This window comes from Hoylesella timonensis 4401737 = DSM 22865 = JCM 15640 (genome assembly GCF_000455445.1).
GTDB classification, from domain to species: Bacteria; Bacteroidota; Bacteroidia; order Bacteroidales; family Bacteroidaceae; genus Prevotella; species Prevotella timonensis.
Genome location: NZ_HG417094.1, coordinates 60,846 through 77,976 on the forward strand (window position 1 = coordinate 60,846; position 17,131 = coordinate 77,976).

At 43.4% G+C, this 17,131-nt stretch carries 12 protein-coding genes; 10 read left to right on the top strand and 2 right to left on the bottom strand.

The features are described 5' to 3' along the window. Positions 1-112 precede the first annotated feature (112 nt). Together BN35_RS06060 and BN35_RS06065 are read left to right on the top strand one after the other, a co-directional pair. On the top strand, positions 113-3,169 hold the full coding sequence (locus BN35_RS06060; protein WP_025071902.1) for a GEVED domain-containing protein: 3,057 nt from the start codon (positions 113-115) through the stop codon (positions 3,167-3,169). Positions 3,170-3,301: 132 nt separating this feature from the next. Then, positions 3,302-7,084, top strand: a complete 3,783-nt coding sequence (locus BN35_RS06065; RefSeq protein ID WP_025071901.1) for an endo-beta-N-acetylglucosaminidase — start codon at positions 3,302-3,304, stop codon at positions 7,082-7,084. Positions 7,085-7,152: 68 nt separating this feature from the next. Here BN35_RS06065 and ribD read toward each other — a convergent pair whose 3' ends face one another. Further along, on the bottom strand, positions 7,153-8,100 hold the full coding sequence (gene ribD / locus BN35_RS06070; RefSeq protein WP_025071900.1) for a bifunctional diaminohydroxyphosphoribosylaminopyrimidine deaminase/5-amino-6-(5-phosphoribosylamino)uracil reductase RibD: 948 nt from the start codon (positions 8,098-8,100) through the stop codon (positions 7,153-7,155). A gap of 21 nt (positions 8,101-8,121) precedes the next feature. Between ribD and prmC the strand changes: the two genes are divergently transcribed. From prmC to BN35_RS06110, 7 genes are all read left to right on the top strand, one after another. Continuing rightward, positions 8,122-8,973 carry a peptide chain release factor N(5)-glutamine methyltransferase gene (prmC, locus tag BN35_RS06075; protein ID WP_025071899.1) on the top strand — a complete coding sequence of 284 codons (852 nt, stop codon included), beginning with the start codon at positions 8,122-8,124 and terminating at the stop codon, positions 8,971-8,973. A 23-nt stretch (positions 8,974-8,996) separates the two neighbouring features. After that, positions 8,997-9,485: a regulatory protein RecX gene (locus tag BN35_RS06080; protein ID WP_008123620.1), complete on the top strand. Its 489-nt coding sequence runs from the start codon at positions 8,997-8,999 to the stop codon at positions 9,483-9,485. Further along, on the top strand, positions 9,478-10,173 hold the full coding sequence (locus tag BN35_RS06085; RefSeq protein WP_025071897.1) for a ComF family protein: 696 nt from the start codon (positions 9,478-9,480) through the stop codon (positions 10,171-10,173). The genes BN35_RS06080 and BN35_RS06085 overlap by 8 nt, the downstream gene beginning before the upstream one ends. Positions 10,174-11,356: 1,183 nt before the next feature. Beyond that, the gene (pyrE, locus tag BN35_RS06095) at positions 11,357-11,995 is read left to right on the top strand and encodes an orotate phosphoribosyltransferase (protein ID WP_008123618.1); all 639 of its coding nucleotides are present in this window, start codon (positions 11,357-11,359) and stop codon (positions 11,993-11,995) included. A gap of 259 nt (positions 11,996-12,254) precedes the next feature. Continuing rightward, entirely contained in the window at positions 12,255-12,668 is a 414-nt protein-coding gene (locus tag BN35_RS06100; protein WP_025071895.1) for a hypothetical protein, read from the top strand. Further along, positions 12,661-13,224 (top strand): hypothetical protein, encoded by a 564-nt coding sequence (locus BN35_RS06105; protein WP_025071894.1) that lies wholly within the window; start codon positions 12,661-12,663, stop codon positions 13,222-13,224. The genes BN35_RS06100 and BN35_RS06105 overlap by 8 nt, the downstream gene beginning before the upstream one ends. Before the next feature lie 24 nt (positions 13,225-13,248). Further along, complete coding sequence (locus BN35_RS06110) at positions 13,249-13,536, top strand: GNAT family N-acetyltransferase (protein ID WP_051275175.1); 288 nt, start codon at positions 13,249-13,251, stop codon at positions 13,534-13,536. Positions 13,537-13,700: 164 nt separating this feature from the next. Here the strand turns inward: BN35_RS06110 and BN35_RS06115 are convergent, their stop codons facing one another. Continuing rightward, positions 13,701-14,666 (bottom strand): bile acid:sodium symporter family protein, encoded by a 966-nt coding sequence (locus tag BN35_RS06115; RefSeq protein WP_025071892.1) that lies wholly within the window; start codon positions 14,664-14,666, stop codon positions 13,701-13,703. Positions 14,667-14,888: 222 nt separating this feature from the next. On the opposite strand from BN35_RS06115, the gene BN35_RS06120 reads away from it, so the two are divergent. After that, on the top strand, positions 14,889-17,030 hold the full coding sequence (locus BN35_RS06120) for a GH92 family glycosyl hydrolase (RefSeq protein WP_102938014.1): 2,142 nt from the start codon (positions 14,889-14,891) through the stop codon (positions 17,028-17,030). The last annotated feature ends 101 nt before the right edge of the window (positions 17,031-17,131 follow it).

Sequence of the window (17,131 nt, forward strand, 5' to 3'; positions counted from 1 at the left end):
CTTATTACTAATATGGTGATAGGGAACTACCGTCTGTTCGCTGAAAAGGATCAGGCGGTTCCCTCATCAATAATTTTATATTTATAACTTAATCAATAAAACAACCAAATCTATGAAGAAAAGATTTTTACCCCTGATGCTTTTGGCTTGTTTGGCTGGACCTGCAAATGCGCAGTCTGGCATGTCGCCAACGGCAACATCCACGATTTATGATTTCGCTGGATTTAATGAGGTTACTCTGCTGAACCTTTTCGATAAGGCTTTGCAGAACGGTCGCAACTATCCTACCAAGGCAGAATTTGAGGCTGCAGGTATTCAAGCTTCTGACATTGCTTTTGTACGTTCGCATGTTAAGCAGCGTGCCATCTTGGATCGCAAAGACCGTTTGGTGAAAGACACCTACGAGAAGCGTAACCTATTTATGAATATTCCGAGCGGTTCGGGTAAGGGCATCGGTGGCTATCCATCGTCCAACTTTGCCAATGATGTGTTCTCTATGTGGAACTACACCAACCTCTTTGGTTCTTGGAACCATGGCTTATTCCAGGCTCCGGGAGCATGGACCGATGCAGCACACAAGAATGGTACCGACATTATGAGTGGTATCAAGTTTTTTGAAAGCTGGACAGCTGGATCGCATGATACAGAATATGTACGCTTCTTATCAACCAAAAACTCGGATGGCACCTACAAGTATGTTAAACCCATGCTCAACTGTCTGCTGTTCTTCGGGTTCGATGGTATCAACTACAACTGGGAGGATAACTCTTACTCTAATTCTGATGTAACAGCTTTCCACAAGGCTTTGTACAAGGAAGCAGAGAAGATGGGCTTCAATAACTTCCACGCAGCACTTTATACGCAAGGCTCCAGCCTGTCGAGTGCGGCAGTTGACTATTTATATGGTACAAAAGCCACTGGCAAGACCTTCGACTTGTTCCTCAACTACTCTGGTGGTGATTTCGCTGCTGGTGGTTATGAAAGCTCTGTTAAGGTTGCAGAGCAGGCGATGGGAACCGCAGAAGGCCTTTATGGAGGTGTCTGGATTGTTAATATGAATCGCAACTGGCAAGGATTGGTAGGAACGACAGATTACGATTGGGAAACGGACAGCTATACTTTCCAACCTAACGAAACTGTGAAGCGAATTGGCGTCTGCCTTTGGGGAGAGCATGGCGACAGCCGTTTCTGGAGTTACAACTCTGGTTCGGATGCGCTGAATGCACAGTACAACTATCAACGCTTGTTGGAGCGTGGCTTCTCTGGCGGCAACAGAAGTCCATTGAATCGTCCTGCTATTAAAAATACAGGACATGAATGGGAAGGCGAGAACGCATTAAAGAATTTCCATGGTTTAGCTTCGTTCATTCCAGAGCGTTCAGCGATACAGGGAAATCTTCCTTTCTTGACACACTTTAACTTGGGTAATGGAGAGCGTTACAACTATAAAGGTAAGAAAACGGCTGGTACATGGTACAACATGGCGAACCAAGATGTAGTGCCTACTTATCGCTGGTTGGTTTATGGCGAAGGAACAGAAACTGTTTCAAATGCTTTGCAGCCAGAATTTACACATATCGACTCGTATAACGGTGGCTCATGCTTACTGTTGAAAGGACAGTCCGCAGCACAGGGTGTTGATGTAGTTCTGTTTAGAACCGACCTTAACGTGAGTGCGGCTAATCCTATTGCCAAAGTTGCTTTGAAGACAAAACAAGCTGGCGAATCTAACTTGTATTTGATTGTAAAGGTAAACAATCAATGGAAAGAGGTAGCAGTAGGTGCTACTGACGACAAGACATGGCAAGAGAAAAAGGTGAGCCTGCCTGTTAACATGGGCGACCGAATTACTCACATTGGTTTGCGTGCCAAGAACGTAACAGACAAGTATAATGTGTTGGTAGGTAAGCTCGAACTCAATGACGACGTGAAGGCTACACCTGCTAATGTAAAGAATCTCATGGTAGAAGTGAAAGAAGAATCACAGAAGAGCCTTTCTGCAAAACTGTATTGGGATGTAGACCATTCTACAGGTGTACGTGCAGACTATGGCATGATTTACAACTGCGAGGCTAACATCGACCACTTCGAGATTATGTATAAGAATGGTAAAGACGGTCGCATTTCAGAGGTAGGTCGTACCACTCAGTGGGGTACCTACGTTCCAAACATCGTATTTGCCGATGCTAATGAAAAACCATTTATCGGTGTACGCTCTGTATCAACAGACTTGAAGACTTATTCTCCTATCGAATGGGTAGAGATTACGCGTGCCGACGCTTCTCAATTGCCAGAAGAAACGGTTGGTGGAACAGATACTTATGGAATTAGTAAGATTAATCCGAATGCCGATGGATTCAAGACAGCTGTAGAACAAAGATTTTTGACAAGCGTTACAACTACAGGTGCTGTAAAAGACTTGAATTATACAGCTACGGAATCGCCACGCGATAGCTCACAGTATGCAAATGCTCGCGACCACAAGTTGGTTGTCAAGCAAGGACAACAGATTACGATGACCTTTAAGGCTCCCAATGAAAAAGACGGTTTGAAGTGGTGCTTTGCAGGTGGTTGGTTAGACTTAGACGGAAGTGGTACATTTAACTATCCTAAGGCTCCAAAAGACGACCCTATGGGTGAGCAGATTTTCTTTGCCGGAAAGATACGTGCGGCAACTCCTGAGATACAAGATCCGAACGGCTATACATTTAAGTTTACAGTACCTCAAGATGCTCACGTAGGTACAAGTCGTTTGCGTATTGTGTTTGCAGATGCTTGGTTTGGCGGAACTTTCTTGCCAACTGGCTTGACTGCAAAAGGATTTACTATCGACTTTGATGTGGAGATACAAGGTGAGAAGAACGGACAGCGTCAATATGTGGATACACAACATGATCAAGGTATTGCTGACCAGCCCGAGGGTTTATCAGGAACTGATGGCGTAGACAATACCGTGTTTGCTGGTGGTGTTTCTAATGTGACAGTAAATGGCAATGACATTCTCTTTACCAATGTGGAGAAGGCTTGGATTTACACCGTTGACGGAAAGATGGTACAATATCTTACAAACCCAACATCACTTAGCCGAAACGAGCTTCAAGATGGTGTTTACCTTGTAAAGATGCAAAACAAGAATGTCATTAGAACGGAAAAGTTAGTGATTAAATAATTCACATAAAACTTTGACCACATGAAAAATAACCGTTAGGTAGTTGGTAGAACTTGAATGCGATGAGCAACAACAATGTTGAGAGTTCCAATTACCTAACGGTTTTTTGTTAATCTAAATATCAAAACCAAAATGAAGAAAATTTTATTAGCTGCTGCAATATCTGTGGCAAGCACAGCCCTTTATGCCCAACGGACGCCTGAACATCCTTTGGACATTAAAGATGCAAAGTTTGAAAACCTGATTAACTACTTGGATCGGTGGAATGCAGGACAACAGCCAGACGGCGTTTCTCGCATGGACGATGAGTTTTTTATCTCTCGTGTCAAGCCGAAAGAGCGAATCAAGGACGGTGATTATTTGGCAGTAGACGGTGTAGACTCCAATCGAAAAATGTGTTTATGGGTTCCGTTGGACGACCCTACGGTAACTTGGAAGTCGTTGCCAAGATATTGTTTCGAGGGCGATAACTTTAGTTTGTGGTCGTATGTTGACATTCATGGCAACTGGACATCGCCATGGTTTCGCTCTACGGCAGGCATCTCGGATGTGGCTGCTAAGAATGGTGTCAAGGTAGGATGCCTATGGTCTATAGGTTGGTCGCAATCTGTTTATACCACACCATGGTATGGATTTGGGGACGAATCTAAACTGATGCAGAAAGTCACCGAGAAAAATAATGACGGTACATTTAAGAATGCGGAGCGATTGGTGAAGTTGCTCAAATACTATGGCATCAATGGCATTGGCGTCAACTCAGAGTTTTATTCAGACCAACAGTCCATGGTTCAAATACAGGACTTCTTTAGAGCGTGTCATCAAAAAGGAAAAGAATTAGGCTGGGACTTTCAAGTATATTGGTACGACGGTACTAATGACAATGGACAGATTACGTTTGATAATGGGCTAGGATCACACAACCAGCGTATGTTTGGCGATAGTCAGAATGTTACCACGGACATGCTCTTCTTTAATTATAACTGGGACTCCCAAGACCTGACCGACTCGGAATACAAAGCCAAACAGATGGGACGTAGCAGTTATGACTTGTATGCTGGCTTCGATATTCAAGGGCGCGGACTTACCACACGAGGTTATAGTCAAAGTTGGGAAATCTTAAAGAATAAGAAAATCTCTGTGGGCTTCTGGGGTGCACATGCACAAAGCCTCATTCATCAGAGTGCCACCGATAATGGTACCTCGGACATTGCTATTCAGAATGCATACCTGCAAAAGCAAGAGTTGATATTTAGTGGTGGTAACCGCAATCCTGTGGTTCGTCCAAGTATCAACAACGGTTGTAACCTGTCTAATGCAAGTCTCAAGAACTTCCATGGAATCGCAGAATTGGTATCTGCCAAATCTACCATTCAGACAGTTCCGTTCGTTTCGCGGTTTAACCTCGGCAACGGTTTGAAGTTCCGCAATGAGGGCGAGGTGACATTTGACCACAAATGGTATAATCTCAATACACAAGACTTGATGCCAACATGGCGTTGGTGGATTACTGACCGTAACGATCAGGCAACAAACGCCAACCTTTCAGGATTGATAAAAGCCGACTTAACCTTTGATGAGGCTTATTTCGGTGGTTCGTGTCTATCTCTTCATGGCAATACTAACTTCTCGCGCGTGAAGTTGTTCAAGACACTCCTAAAGGTACAACCCACTTACGAATTTTCTATTACTTATAAGTTGACAGGTGAGGACAAGAAGAATACACATGCGAAACTGTTTGTGGCGCTCAAGGGTAAAACCAATGAGTACAAGGAAATAGACATACCAGCAGCCACTAAGGCTGGCGAATGGAACACATTCACTGCAACCATGGAAGAACTTCAGATTCCTGCCGAATCGGAGATTGCCATGTTGGGTATCGCTGTTGAAAATACTCCTGATGACTACAATATGTACGTGGGTGAAATGGCTGTGCGCAATCCTGCACAAACGTTCAATACACTGAAGCCAAAAATCAAGGAGACACAATTGTTACGTGGTCGCTATAATGCATTAGATTTCAAGGTGCGGTATGCCAGCAAGGAAGAAACGGGTGATACCAAATACTATAACGATGATGTAGATACTTGGTATTATGAAATTCTCTTCCAAGAAGAGGGACAGTCGCAAATGGTGCTGACGGCAACCACCTCATGGGCAGGTTATGTAATCGATGCTCCTTTGGTGAGTCGTGAAAAGAATCGCAAGGCGCGATTGGGTGTTCGTGCAGTGGCACCTGATGGAAGGATGAAATCGGACATCTCATGGAGCGAATGGTTGGATGTTCCTTATAATAATCCTCTCTCTACCATGGTTATTGACAAGCCTGTTGTTAAACCGAATGAACAGTTTACTATCAAACTTTTGGACGAGTTGGCTGATCCATTGGCAGAAATCAAGATTGTTGACCCGAGAACAGGAAAGACCATGGCGTCCGTCACCAACGCAACGATGATTCAAACAACAGTTCCTACCATTGGACTTTACGATTTGCATGTGAAAGACGGCAAGGGACAAGAAAAAGTAACTCGTGGCTTTGTGCAAATAACTCCCGAGGAGACAGGTGCTGTTCCACAGGTTACAGCGGTTACTGCCGATAAGGAGAATGCAAAGACCAACGAACAAGTGAAGTGGACATATACATCAAAAGACGGTGAGGGTAAAGTGTCGCGCGCTATTGAGATAAGAGATCCACAGATGTTCATGATTCCCGGTGAGATACAACAAGGCAAGACTTATACCTATGCCTTGTGGTTCAAGGTAGACAAGTTTGCTCACGACAAGCAGGGTACAAACTTGATTAACAAGAACACGGTAGCCGACAAGTGGCCGCACAATAACTGGGGTGACCTTTGGGTACAAATCCGTCCTGAATGGAAAGGCAACACTAAGCATCCTGCCAATGAGGTGTCATTCAACGTCATGGGTTGGGAGGCTCACGACAATCCTAATGAACAGATGATGTCTACAGGCTACAGCATCACACCGCGTATTTGGAATCACATTGCCGTGACGCAAAATGAGAGCGGACATCAGGTGATGTATTTCAACGGAAAGAAAGTTGCAGAGACAGATTTCTCTCCATGTCTGCGTCGTGAAACACGTAACGACAGCCGTATCAACACCTCGGTAACAGCCAATATCTTTATCGGTGGCGGTGGTGTGTATAAGTCAGGCTTCAACGGCTGGATTGACGATGTACAGGTTTGGGACAAGGTTTTGACAGAAGATGAAATCGCTCAAGCAATGAATGGCTATCAAAAGGATGCTGTACCTGACCATTTACAAGGCTATTATACCTTTGAAGAAAGAACAGAAGACAGCGTATTCCCAAACTGGGGCAAAGCTACAGGCAAGGATGGACAAGTGGTTGTAATGGATGGTAGCGGTGGCGAGAACACCAGCAATGCTTCCTATAAGAAGCAATCAGCCATGAACGATGCGTTGGGCTATCCTGGTATCGTAGGGAGCTTGGATGTAAAAACCACCCCAGCGTGGACTCTCGATCAAGCTACTGTGGTAGGCGAGGAAGGTAAAACAGCAACTGTTACTTATGCGAATGCAGGTAGTTACAGCGCTGTGATCAAACTCATGAACCGTTGGGGCGAGACAACTGCAACCTCTGCCAAGACTATTGAGATTGCTGAGTCGACAGGTATCGACAACGTCAACACGGAGGTGGAGTTGGCTGTTTATCCAAATCCGTTTGCTGAAAGTGTTAATCTCCGATTTGCACAAGGTGGAACTTATAAGGTTAACATCCTCAATGCAGGAGGTATGTTGCTACAACAAAATGTTTTCGATGCTGGAGCAGGACAAGTTGCTAATATCCGCATCAATGGCGCAAAGGGTGTGTATTTCATTCAGGTGATGAAAAATAATCAATTGTACAAATCAATTAAAGCGATTAAGCGATAATTGGTTTGCTTCAAACATCTATGATAAAAAGGCTGGGCGGTTTTCGCTCAGCCTTTTTATCATCAAGTTCATTCGTTTTCAGTCATTCGATAGAAAGTATCTATGATATTTTCACCATAGACGCACTGATGAATAAGGGTTGAATCTTGTGGTACACGAGGAGCTGGGGTGCCTTGTGCTACGGTGACAGGTGCTGTCTCGATGCGAATTTCGTCCCAAAGATTTGCGTTGATGAAGCTCTGCAATGTGGTGGCACCACCTTCTACCATCAATGATTGTAAGTTGCGTTGATATAAATCGTCTAACAACTCGGGTAAGGAGATGCCGTGATGTAAAACAAGGCGCAAGGGAGATGGACCGCTCCATTCACGCACATTGAGCTGTGGATGTTCGCGTTCATCGGTTACACGCCCCACTAAAATAGCATCGTATTCGCTGCGTAACTTGTGTACGAGCATCTTTGTGAATGGCGATGACAGCGCAATGGCACGCCCATTGTCATCGATAAAGCCGTTGGCAGTTTGTGCCCATTTCAACAAGATATAGGGTCGGTGCAGGGTATTGAACACATTGAATTGACGATTTAGCAGCTTGCACTCTTCTTCTAACACACCAACCGTTACCTCAATACCCGCCTTTTGTAGTTTGTCGATACCTCTTCCTTGCACTTTTGCAAATACGTCTATACACCCGCAGACCACTCTCTTTACCCGTTTCTCTACGATGAGGTCAGCGCAGGGAGGTGTTTTCCCATAATGACAGCAAGGCTCCAAGCTCACATATAACGTACTTTCGGGCAACAGGTGCTCGTCTTGTTGCCGAACAGCAGCAAAGGCATTGACTTCGGCATGTGCTTCACCATATTTGATATGATAGCCCTCGCCAATGATTCTGTTGCCACATACGAGAACAGCCCCCACCATAGGGTTGGGCTTTGCCAATGCTCGTCCCTGTTTCGCCAACTGAAGGCAGCGGCGCATGTACATTTTGTCAATGGCATCTTGGTTGATATTCATATTTTTACTATTTTTGTTGTCATGAAAAATTATCAGCAGTTGTGGTCGCAACTCACGCCCTTTTACGATGAAACCGAAGCAAAAGCTTTGATAAGAACAGTACTTGAGGTGCGTTATGGCATGTCGCTGACCGATATTATTTGTGGCAAAGTTAGTGAATTATCAACAGACGAACACCAATCGCTGCAAGAAATCATCTTGCGTCTGCAACGCTTCGAGCCTGTGCAATATATTCTCGGGGTGAAAGAATTTGGTGGTCGCACCTTCTATGTCTCTCCCGGAGTGTTGATTCCGCGCGATGAAACAGCGGAATTGTGCAGGTGGATTGTCGATACCATACAAGACTCGAAACTGAAAAATCCTACCATCTTAGACATAGGAACAGGTTCGGGGTGCATTGCCATTACGCTGAGTTTGGAGCTTCAGCATGCGAAGGTTGCAGCCTGGGATATTTCCACGACTGCTATTCAGGTGGCAAGTCAGAATGCAAGAGACTTAGGAGCTACGGTTTCAATCGTATGCCAAGATGCTCTGAATGCCCCAAAAGATTCGATGAAATGGGATATAATAGTCTCGAACCCTCCTTATATATGTCCTAATGAGGCGGAAGATATGGAGCCGAATGTGCTTTCGTATGAACCGAAAGAAGCCCTCTTTGTGCCAGAAAACAAGCCTTTACTTTTCTATGATGCCATTGCTCATTATGCCAAGACGGCTTTGAAACCACATGGGAAATTGTATTTTGAGATCAATCCTCTCTATCGAAAATCTGTAGTGGGAATGCTTAAAAACAAAGGATTCATCGGTGTCATGATACGAAAAGACGCCTTCGGGAAAGAAAGAATGGTTTGTGCAACAATGCCAGACAGATAGCAAATGGATTACAAGGAATAGATATGTTGAAAGAAAAGAAGCAGGTGACAGAACAAGAGGCTTGGCAGAAACTGTCCAACTGGTGTGCCAAAGCGGAGCATTCAAGTGGTGAGATGCGGCAGAAAATGATGAGATGGGACATTGCCGAAGATGCGCAAGAAAGAATACTTGAACGTTTGGTCTCTGGTAAATATATTGACGATGAACGTTTTGCACATGCTTACGCACACGACAAACTAACTTACGACAAGTGGGGAAGGCGGAAGATAGAACAAGGTTTGTTTCAAAAGGGAGTCTCAAAAGATATTTATGGCAAAGTCTTGGATGAGATTTCGGATGAGCGATATATCGAGGTGTTGAAGCCGTTGCTCTCGAAAAAATGGAAAACCATTACAGGGCGCAATGATTATGAGTGCGCCATGAAACTCATGAAGTACGCTTTGGGTAGGGGGTTCGAGCTGCCTGTGATACGCAAGTGCATTGATGACATGGAGATACCGACGGATGATTAGCTTTTTTAGTCGACTGTTAGATATCTTAGCCCCGCGCTCGTGTGATGTCTGTGGAAGAAGGTTAGCTATTTCGGAGCAAGTGATGTGTGCCTCCTGCAATCGGCATTTGCCACGCACACATTTTGAACTCAACCCCTACGAGAACGAAATGGCAAAATTGTTTTGGGGCCGTATTCCCATTGAGCGTGCTGCTGCCTTGTTTTATTATTATGCACAGTCGGAGATGAGCCATGTGATTTACGCACTGAAATATGACTATCGTCCCGAGATAGGGGAAGCGTTAGGACGTATGACTGCTGTGGAGTTTGGAGCGGTAGGATACTTCGAAAACATCGATTTCATCGTGCCAATTCCCTTAACTCGCTCCAGAAGACGAAAGCGAGGGTACAATCAGAGTGAGGAGATAGCACGAGGGGTCAGCGAAGTAACTGGCATCCCTATCTTAAAGAATGTGGTGCGTCGCATTCAGTTCTATGGTAGTCAGACTCATAAGAATCGTTTGGAACGTGTAGAGAATGTAGAAAATGCTTTTGAACTCATCAATAGCACCCTCATCGTAGGGAAACATGTCCTGCTCATCGATGACATTGTAACTACTGGTGCTACCGTCTGTTCTTGTGCCGAAACTTTGCAAAGGGACGGAACGGTCAAGATAAGTGTGTTGGCTTTGGGGTGTACAAGGAAATAAATATTACCAATCACGGCTCTTTCATTTATAAGGTCGTAGTTGTCAATAACAATCATGTTCTTTTGTTTTAACAACGAATTAAACCAATGGAACGAATTAAATTGTTGGAATTAATGAACGCTGGCGTTCACCGAATGGAACGAATTTAGCAAAGGCACATAACATGTTTCTGTCGGCTGATTTGTTTCATTCGCAGAACGCTTGCGTTCATAGTCTTGTTTAGTTGATTTGTTTTATTGGTTTCATTTGTTGTTCAAAAAACCGCCCTTAAATGAATGAGCCATGTATTACCTATTCAGCAAAATTCTCTATTCCCAATTCTGGGAATTTTTACCATTTTTGATAAATCTATTTCGTTGTTTCTGTCCTATTATTTTACCAAAAAACGACCATTCAAAATCTTCAAAATAGAAAAAATCAATAGGCAAACGACCAACAAAAATGCGCTGATTTGAACAAAATAAACGTCACTTGAAGCTAAAATATTGACTTAACGGTCTTGGAAACACTCTTTAGAGGTGTTATTCACATACAGTAGCAGCCTTAAAGCATGCAAATAGTAAGCTTATCTTAATGCTTTAATCGCCAATAAGTGGTAAAAATCGGAAAGAAAAGAGACGACATAAACGTAATGCCTTAAATAATAGCAATTTACAAACATCGCTCAAAATTCGCGTATTTGCGACCAACTTTGCCGTTGGTTGTTTTCACGCGAGTTATGAGAGGTTGTTTGTAAAGAAAATTCAGCATTTATGATCCTCTAATATAGCGCATCACCAATTTCGCCTACTAACAGTAAAACATCATGACATTTCATTCTTTAACAACGAAAAACACAAAAGAACCTAAAAACATTACCGCCAAAGACATTTCACGAAAGAACGTCCCGTTCTACCTAAAAAAACAAAAAACATAGTTACAGTCATTCTCTTTTGACGATAGTTTGGAGAGAGACTACAACGTATTTCTTTCCTTTCGTTTGAACGTCCACGTTCTTTGTCCTTTTTTATATTGTACTTACATTTTCGTTTTTTCTGTTTGTTTCGTTTTTTGATTTCTTCTACGCTGTTTACAACAACAAAAGATATTGTTTTTGCGTGAAAGAGCCACGCATTTTCGTGCGTTACTTTTTGTTATCTTGTGTATTTCATTTAACTTTGCAAAATAAAAATATCAATGAATTATGGAAAAGACAACGCTCAAAAGAGAATTTGCTTCAAAACTGTTACAAATCAAAGCCATAAAGCTTCAGCCTAACGAACCGTTTACTTGGGCTTCGGGCTGGAAGTCTCCGTTTTATTGCGATAACCGCAAGACACTTTCGTTTCCTGCGGTACGTACGTTTGTAAAGATAGGTATGGTGCATGCCATTTTGGAGCATTTCCCCGAGGTGGATGTCATCGCAGGTGTGGCAACGGCAGGCATTCCGCAAGCTGCCCTCATTGCAGATACGTTGAATTTACCGCTGGTTTACGTTCGTAGCAAACCCAAAGACCACGGACTTGAAAACTTGATAGAAGGTGAACTAAAGCCCAATGCAAAGGTCGTGGTGATAGAAGACTTGGTGTCTACAGGTGGTAGTTCGCTGAAAGCAGTAGAGGCTTTGCGCAAAGCAGGTGCTGATGTTGTGGGCATGGTGGCATCGTTTACATACGGTTTCCCCGTTGCAGCAAAAGCTTTTGAAGAGGCGAACCTTCAATTAGTTACTTTGACGGATTATGAAAACATGGTTGAAGAAGCCCTGTCTATTGGTTATATTCAAGAGCGCGACTTAGACTTGTTGCACCAGTGGCGTGAAGACCCTGCCAATTGGAGAAAGTAGCCACCGAAGGCTTGTCAACAACTTACCAACTTTTTTATTCATTAAAGGCTGGTTCTATAAATTACCACCGCACATAGTCATTAAAATTTTATGAAATACGTTTTGTTATCTTTTGGCTTCTTTTTGGTTAAAAATGTAAGTTCGTTCAGTCGTGTAGCTCGCTACACTCCTTCACTCTCTTGCATTTTGACCTCAAAAATAAGCTCAAAATCTAACAAAGCTAATTTATAGAACCAGCCTTATCAAAAACCATATAAGCATGTCTGCGAAATTTGAAAGTTCTATTCGAGAAATTCCTTATCCTCAACTGGCAGTGTACCAAATGTTGAGCGATCTTAGCAACTTGGAGAAAGTTCGAGATAAGATTCCTGAAGATAAGCTCAAGGATTTGAAATTCGATGCCGACTCGGTGTCCATCAATTCCCCCTTGGGTGCTGTGCAATTGAATATTGTTGAACGTGATGCACCTAAATGTATTAAGTTCCAAACACAGCAAAGTCCCATTCCACTCACGTTGTGGATACAAATAGTGCCTGTGACAGCACAATCAAGTAAGATGAAATTAACAATTCAGGCAGAAGTCAATATGTTCATGAAGGGGATGATAAAGAAACCTTTGCAAGAGGGGATTGAGAAAGTGGCAGACGTGTTACAAATGATTCACTATGAATAAAGTCGTTGTCTTTTTTTGTATCATACTTTTATGGGTTTCTTGTGGCGACAGTAAAGAGGAATTCAGTTCTGTAAGATGTCACCTGTTGGTGAATAATCAAGAACATCAAGATGCGACACTTGCAAGTGCCATGAATCCTGCATCACCGGGCGTGTTCTGTTTAATTCAACAAACGATGAAAGCTGGTGCACCTCATTTCTTTTTTAAGAACAATCAGGGCAACCAGAGCTTGTCCATTTTCCATGCAAAGGAGCAACGTATGCACTTTATCATCGGTTACAACAACGGTGTGATTGTGGGCTATGGCAATCTCGACCAGCCCGCTCTCTTTTATGCGTACGATTATCAATGCCCAAACTGCTTTGATTGGCGTCAGATACCACGGAAAGATTATCCTTTAAGTTGTTCGTCTACGGGCATTGCTTCTTGTAAGGCATGTCACCGAACTTATAATCTTAATACTGGTGGAAATATTGTTCAGGGAGAACCGGGGTATAAATTAACTCGATACCGAGCAACAACCACGGGTCCTCATGGAGTACTAAGCGTCAATTAAGCATCTGTTCAGAATCAACTGCCGATGATAGAAACTCACATTCACACACAATCCTGTAAAATTCAAGCCATAGAAGATGGGGATGAAGTGGGACTGCTTGAATTTGAAATACATGAAACCATCCTCACGATTACGCACACCTATGCTTATCAAGAAGGGCGAGGCATCGGGAAAATGTTGATGTCGGCAGCGATTGCCTATGCACGGGAACAGCATTATAAGATTCTTCCCGTTTGTTCGTTTGCACGCGTCATTCTACAAAAAAACGATGCCTACAAGAACTTATGGATAGATGAAGAACAGACGACTTGACTTCTTAACCTTGTCTTTGCACCACGACTCTTTCATTAAAGGCTGGTTATTTTGTGTCTTTCGTTGTTAAAGATAAGGTGTCACGGTGCTTTTCTGAATAACTCAGAGAGTGTGGTTTGTTAGCGATAAAAAGCGTGGAGCATCGGTGGTTTTAGCTTTCAGTATTACGCAGAGCGTTCCAACCCTTTTCGTCTATAAAGCCAAATTTCAACACTATTGATGATGTTTTGCCAAAGGATGTAACAACCCGGACCAACCGATGCAATGGGGTTGAGATAGGTGTAGGCAATCCAAATGGCAAATGCGGTGTTCTTTTGTCCAAGGGCTTGACCTGCATTGACCGTCGCATCAAAGCGGTGTCCAATCATTCTACCTGCTGCAAACTGTGTGACACATAGTACAAGCCCAAGCAAGCCAATAAGGACAAGGAAAGAAGTGGTGGTCTCGGCGTGTACAATGTTTTTCAGTGTTGTGCCTGTAACAATCATTAGCGAGCATCCCCAAAGGTAGTAAGACAGGTCTTTTATACCGATGACCCACCGATGAAATCGATGAAAATGGTGCTTTACGATGTAAGCCATGAACATCGGAACCACCAATACGATACACACCTCGTTTAATATTTTTAGGAAGGCACTAAGAAAGGTAATATGTTCGGAATGCTCTATCAGTGGGAAGCAAATGGGTATGAGTAATGCTGTGATGAAGTTAGAGAGAAAGGTATAAGTCGTCATCTCTTCTAAATTTCCCCCTAACTTCTGTGTCACCACTGCCGCAGCCGCCGCACAGGGACCAATAATACAGGTGAGCAAGGCTTCCATGAGGATAAGAGCGTTGCCTGTTAGCTTGCATCCTAAGATAACAACCATGATGAGCAAAACAAAGACTACTTGGAAAACACCCACCCAAAAGTGCCATTTCACCGGTATGAGGCGTCTAAAATCTACCTTGCAGAAGGTAACAAATAGAATGAGGAACATGAAGAGAGGGAGGATAGCGTCCATGATAGGAGCAAAGAAAGTGGCTGCTCCGTCTAACGGAGGAATGAAGGCAAACACACTGTAAGTCGTCATACCAATTGCCATCGAGATGGGTAACGTCCAGTTTTTGATAAATCTAATAATGCTCATACTTCTTTTATTTGACGGTGCAATATTCGTAAAAAATATTGAGACTGACAAATCTTTGCCCCTTTCGTTTATCAGTCTTGGGTGAAGTGCGTTGTTGTTATGCGCAAAAATGAGGCGGAGGATGGGTTGGTAATCGGAATAAATTTCGTATCTTAGCACTCTCAAAAGTGAGCATCCCATGGAAAAGGATGTTTGCAAACTAAAAACTCATGATTACAACCTATGAAATTCGGAAAATTTTATCTTAAGACTCAACTGCTGGCTCTTGTGTTGGCTGGCTTCAGTATGTCTGTTTCGGCAGCGCAAGACTCTTTCACCCAGTTTGTCAATCCATACATCGGTACTGGTGGGCATGGACATGTGTTCCTTGGTGCCAACGTGCCGTTTGGTGCAGTGCAGTTGGGACCGACACAGATTACACGTGGGTGGGATTGGTGTTCTGGCTATCATTATAGCGATTCGCTCATTATCGGCTTTGGACACATGCACCTTAGTGGTACTGGCATTGGCGATTTGGGCGATATTGCCTTTTTACCAACGTTCGATGCCAAGACTTATACCGAGCGATTCTCGCACGATGCCGAATATGTGCGCCCGGGTTATTATACCGTTCGACTGGCAGACAGCAAAATCTTGGTAGAGTTAACGGCTACCCAGCGAGCAGGCATGCATCGGTACACCTATCCATTGAGTAGCAAACAGCCCTTGTTAAAGCTGAATTTGAAACAAGGTATAGGTTGGGATAAGATGACTAAGTGCCAACTCACACAGGAAAATCCAACCACTGTAAGTGGTTATCGCTTATCAGAAGGCTGGGCAAAAGATCAGCGTGTGTACTTCGTGGCAGAGTTCTCACGTGCCGTGAAGTTGCAAGAGATGCAAGCTGACAGCGTGGGTGTATTTTCCTTTGATGACGCCACAAAACATTTGTTGGTGAGGGTGGGCATCTCTGCGGTGAGCGTGGATAATGCAAAAGCCAACCTGAGAGCAGAAATAAAGGACTGGAATTTTGACCGAGTGGCACAGGAAGCTGATGCTGCATGGAACGATGAATTGGGGAAAATTAAGGTTGAAACGCCGAATTTAGATGACAAGACGATATTCTACACCGGCTTATATCACACCATGATAGCCCCTTCTGTCTTCTCAGATGTGAATGGACAATATCGTGGAAGTGATGGGAAGATTTATCAGGGTGATTTTGTGAATTATACGACCCTTTCACTTTGGGACACTTATCGGGCTGCTCATCCTTTGATGACGATTATTCATCCAGAAAAGCAACGTGACATTGCACAGACTTTATTACATATCTTCCAGCAGCAAGGAAAACTTCCAGTATGGCATCTTGTAGGCAATGAAACCGACTGTATGGTGGGTAATCCCGGGATTCCAGTGCTTGCCGACATCGTTCTCAAGGGCTTTGATGTAGACAAGAAAGCCGCTTTCCATGCAATGCGAACCTCTGCTTTGCTTGATGAGCGTTCGTTAGACAACCTCAAAAAGTTTGGTTACATTCCTTGGAATCGCGACTCTACCTTTGAAACTGTGGCAAAAGGTTTGGAATATGCCTTGGCAGATGCCTGTGTTGCTAAGGTTGCCAAGTTGTTGGGAGAGAAAAAAGACTATCAATACTTCTTCAATCGCAGCAAGTCGTACAAATATTATTTCGACAAGAAAACAGGTTTTATGCGAGGTGTCGACAACGGAAAGTTCCGTGAACCATTCAATCCCTTCCATTCTTCACACCGTAATGACGATTATACAGAGGGAAATGCCTGGCAATATACATGGCTTGTGCCTCATGACGTGCCAGGACTGATTAAACTTTTTGGTGGGAAACGCCCGTTTGTTACTAAGCTTGATTCGCTGTTCACTATCTCTGGAGATTTGGGAGAGAACGCTTCTCCAGACATTTCGGGTCTTATAGGACAGTATGCACATGGCAATGAGCCAAGCCATCACATCTTATATATGTATAACTATGTGGGGCAGCATGATAAAACGGCAGAGAAAGTACGTGAGGTGCTGAAGACTATGTATCACAATGATTTCGATGGACTGAGTGGAAATGAGGATGTGGGACAGATGTCCGCATGGTACATCCTCTCTTCTTTGGGTATCTATCAAGTAGAGCCTGCAGGTGGACGATACATGTTCGGTTCGCCTTTGTTTGACAAAGCAGTCGTGAATGTCGGTAAAGGCAAAACCTTCACTATCATTGCGCATAACAACAGTGCTAAAAACGTGTATGTCCAGCAAATCAAGTTGAACGGACGTCCGTACAAAAAGTTGTATATTGATTACAAAGACATTGTCTCTGGTGGTACGCTTGAGTTCTTCATGACAGACAAGCGACCATAAGATTCTCAAAAAGAATATATTATTATAAAATATACATTTTTTTTGTAATTACAATTTTTTTTTATTACTTTTGCACGGATATATATAAATGTGAGGGGGTG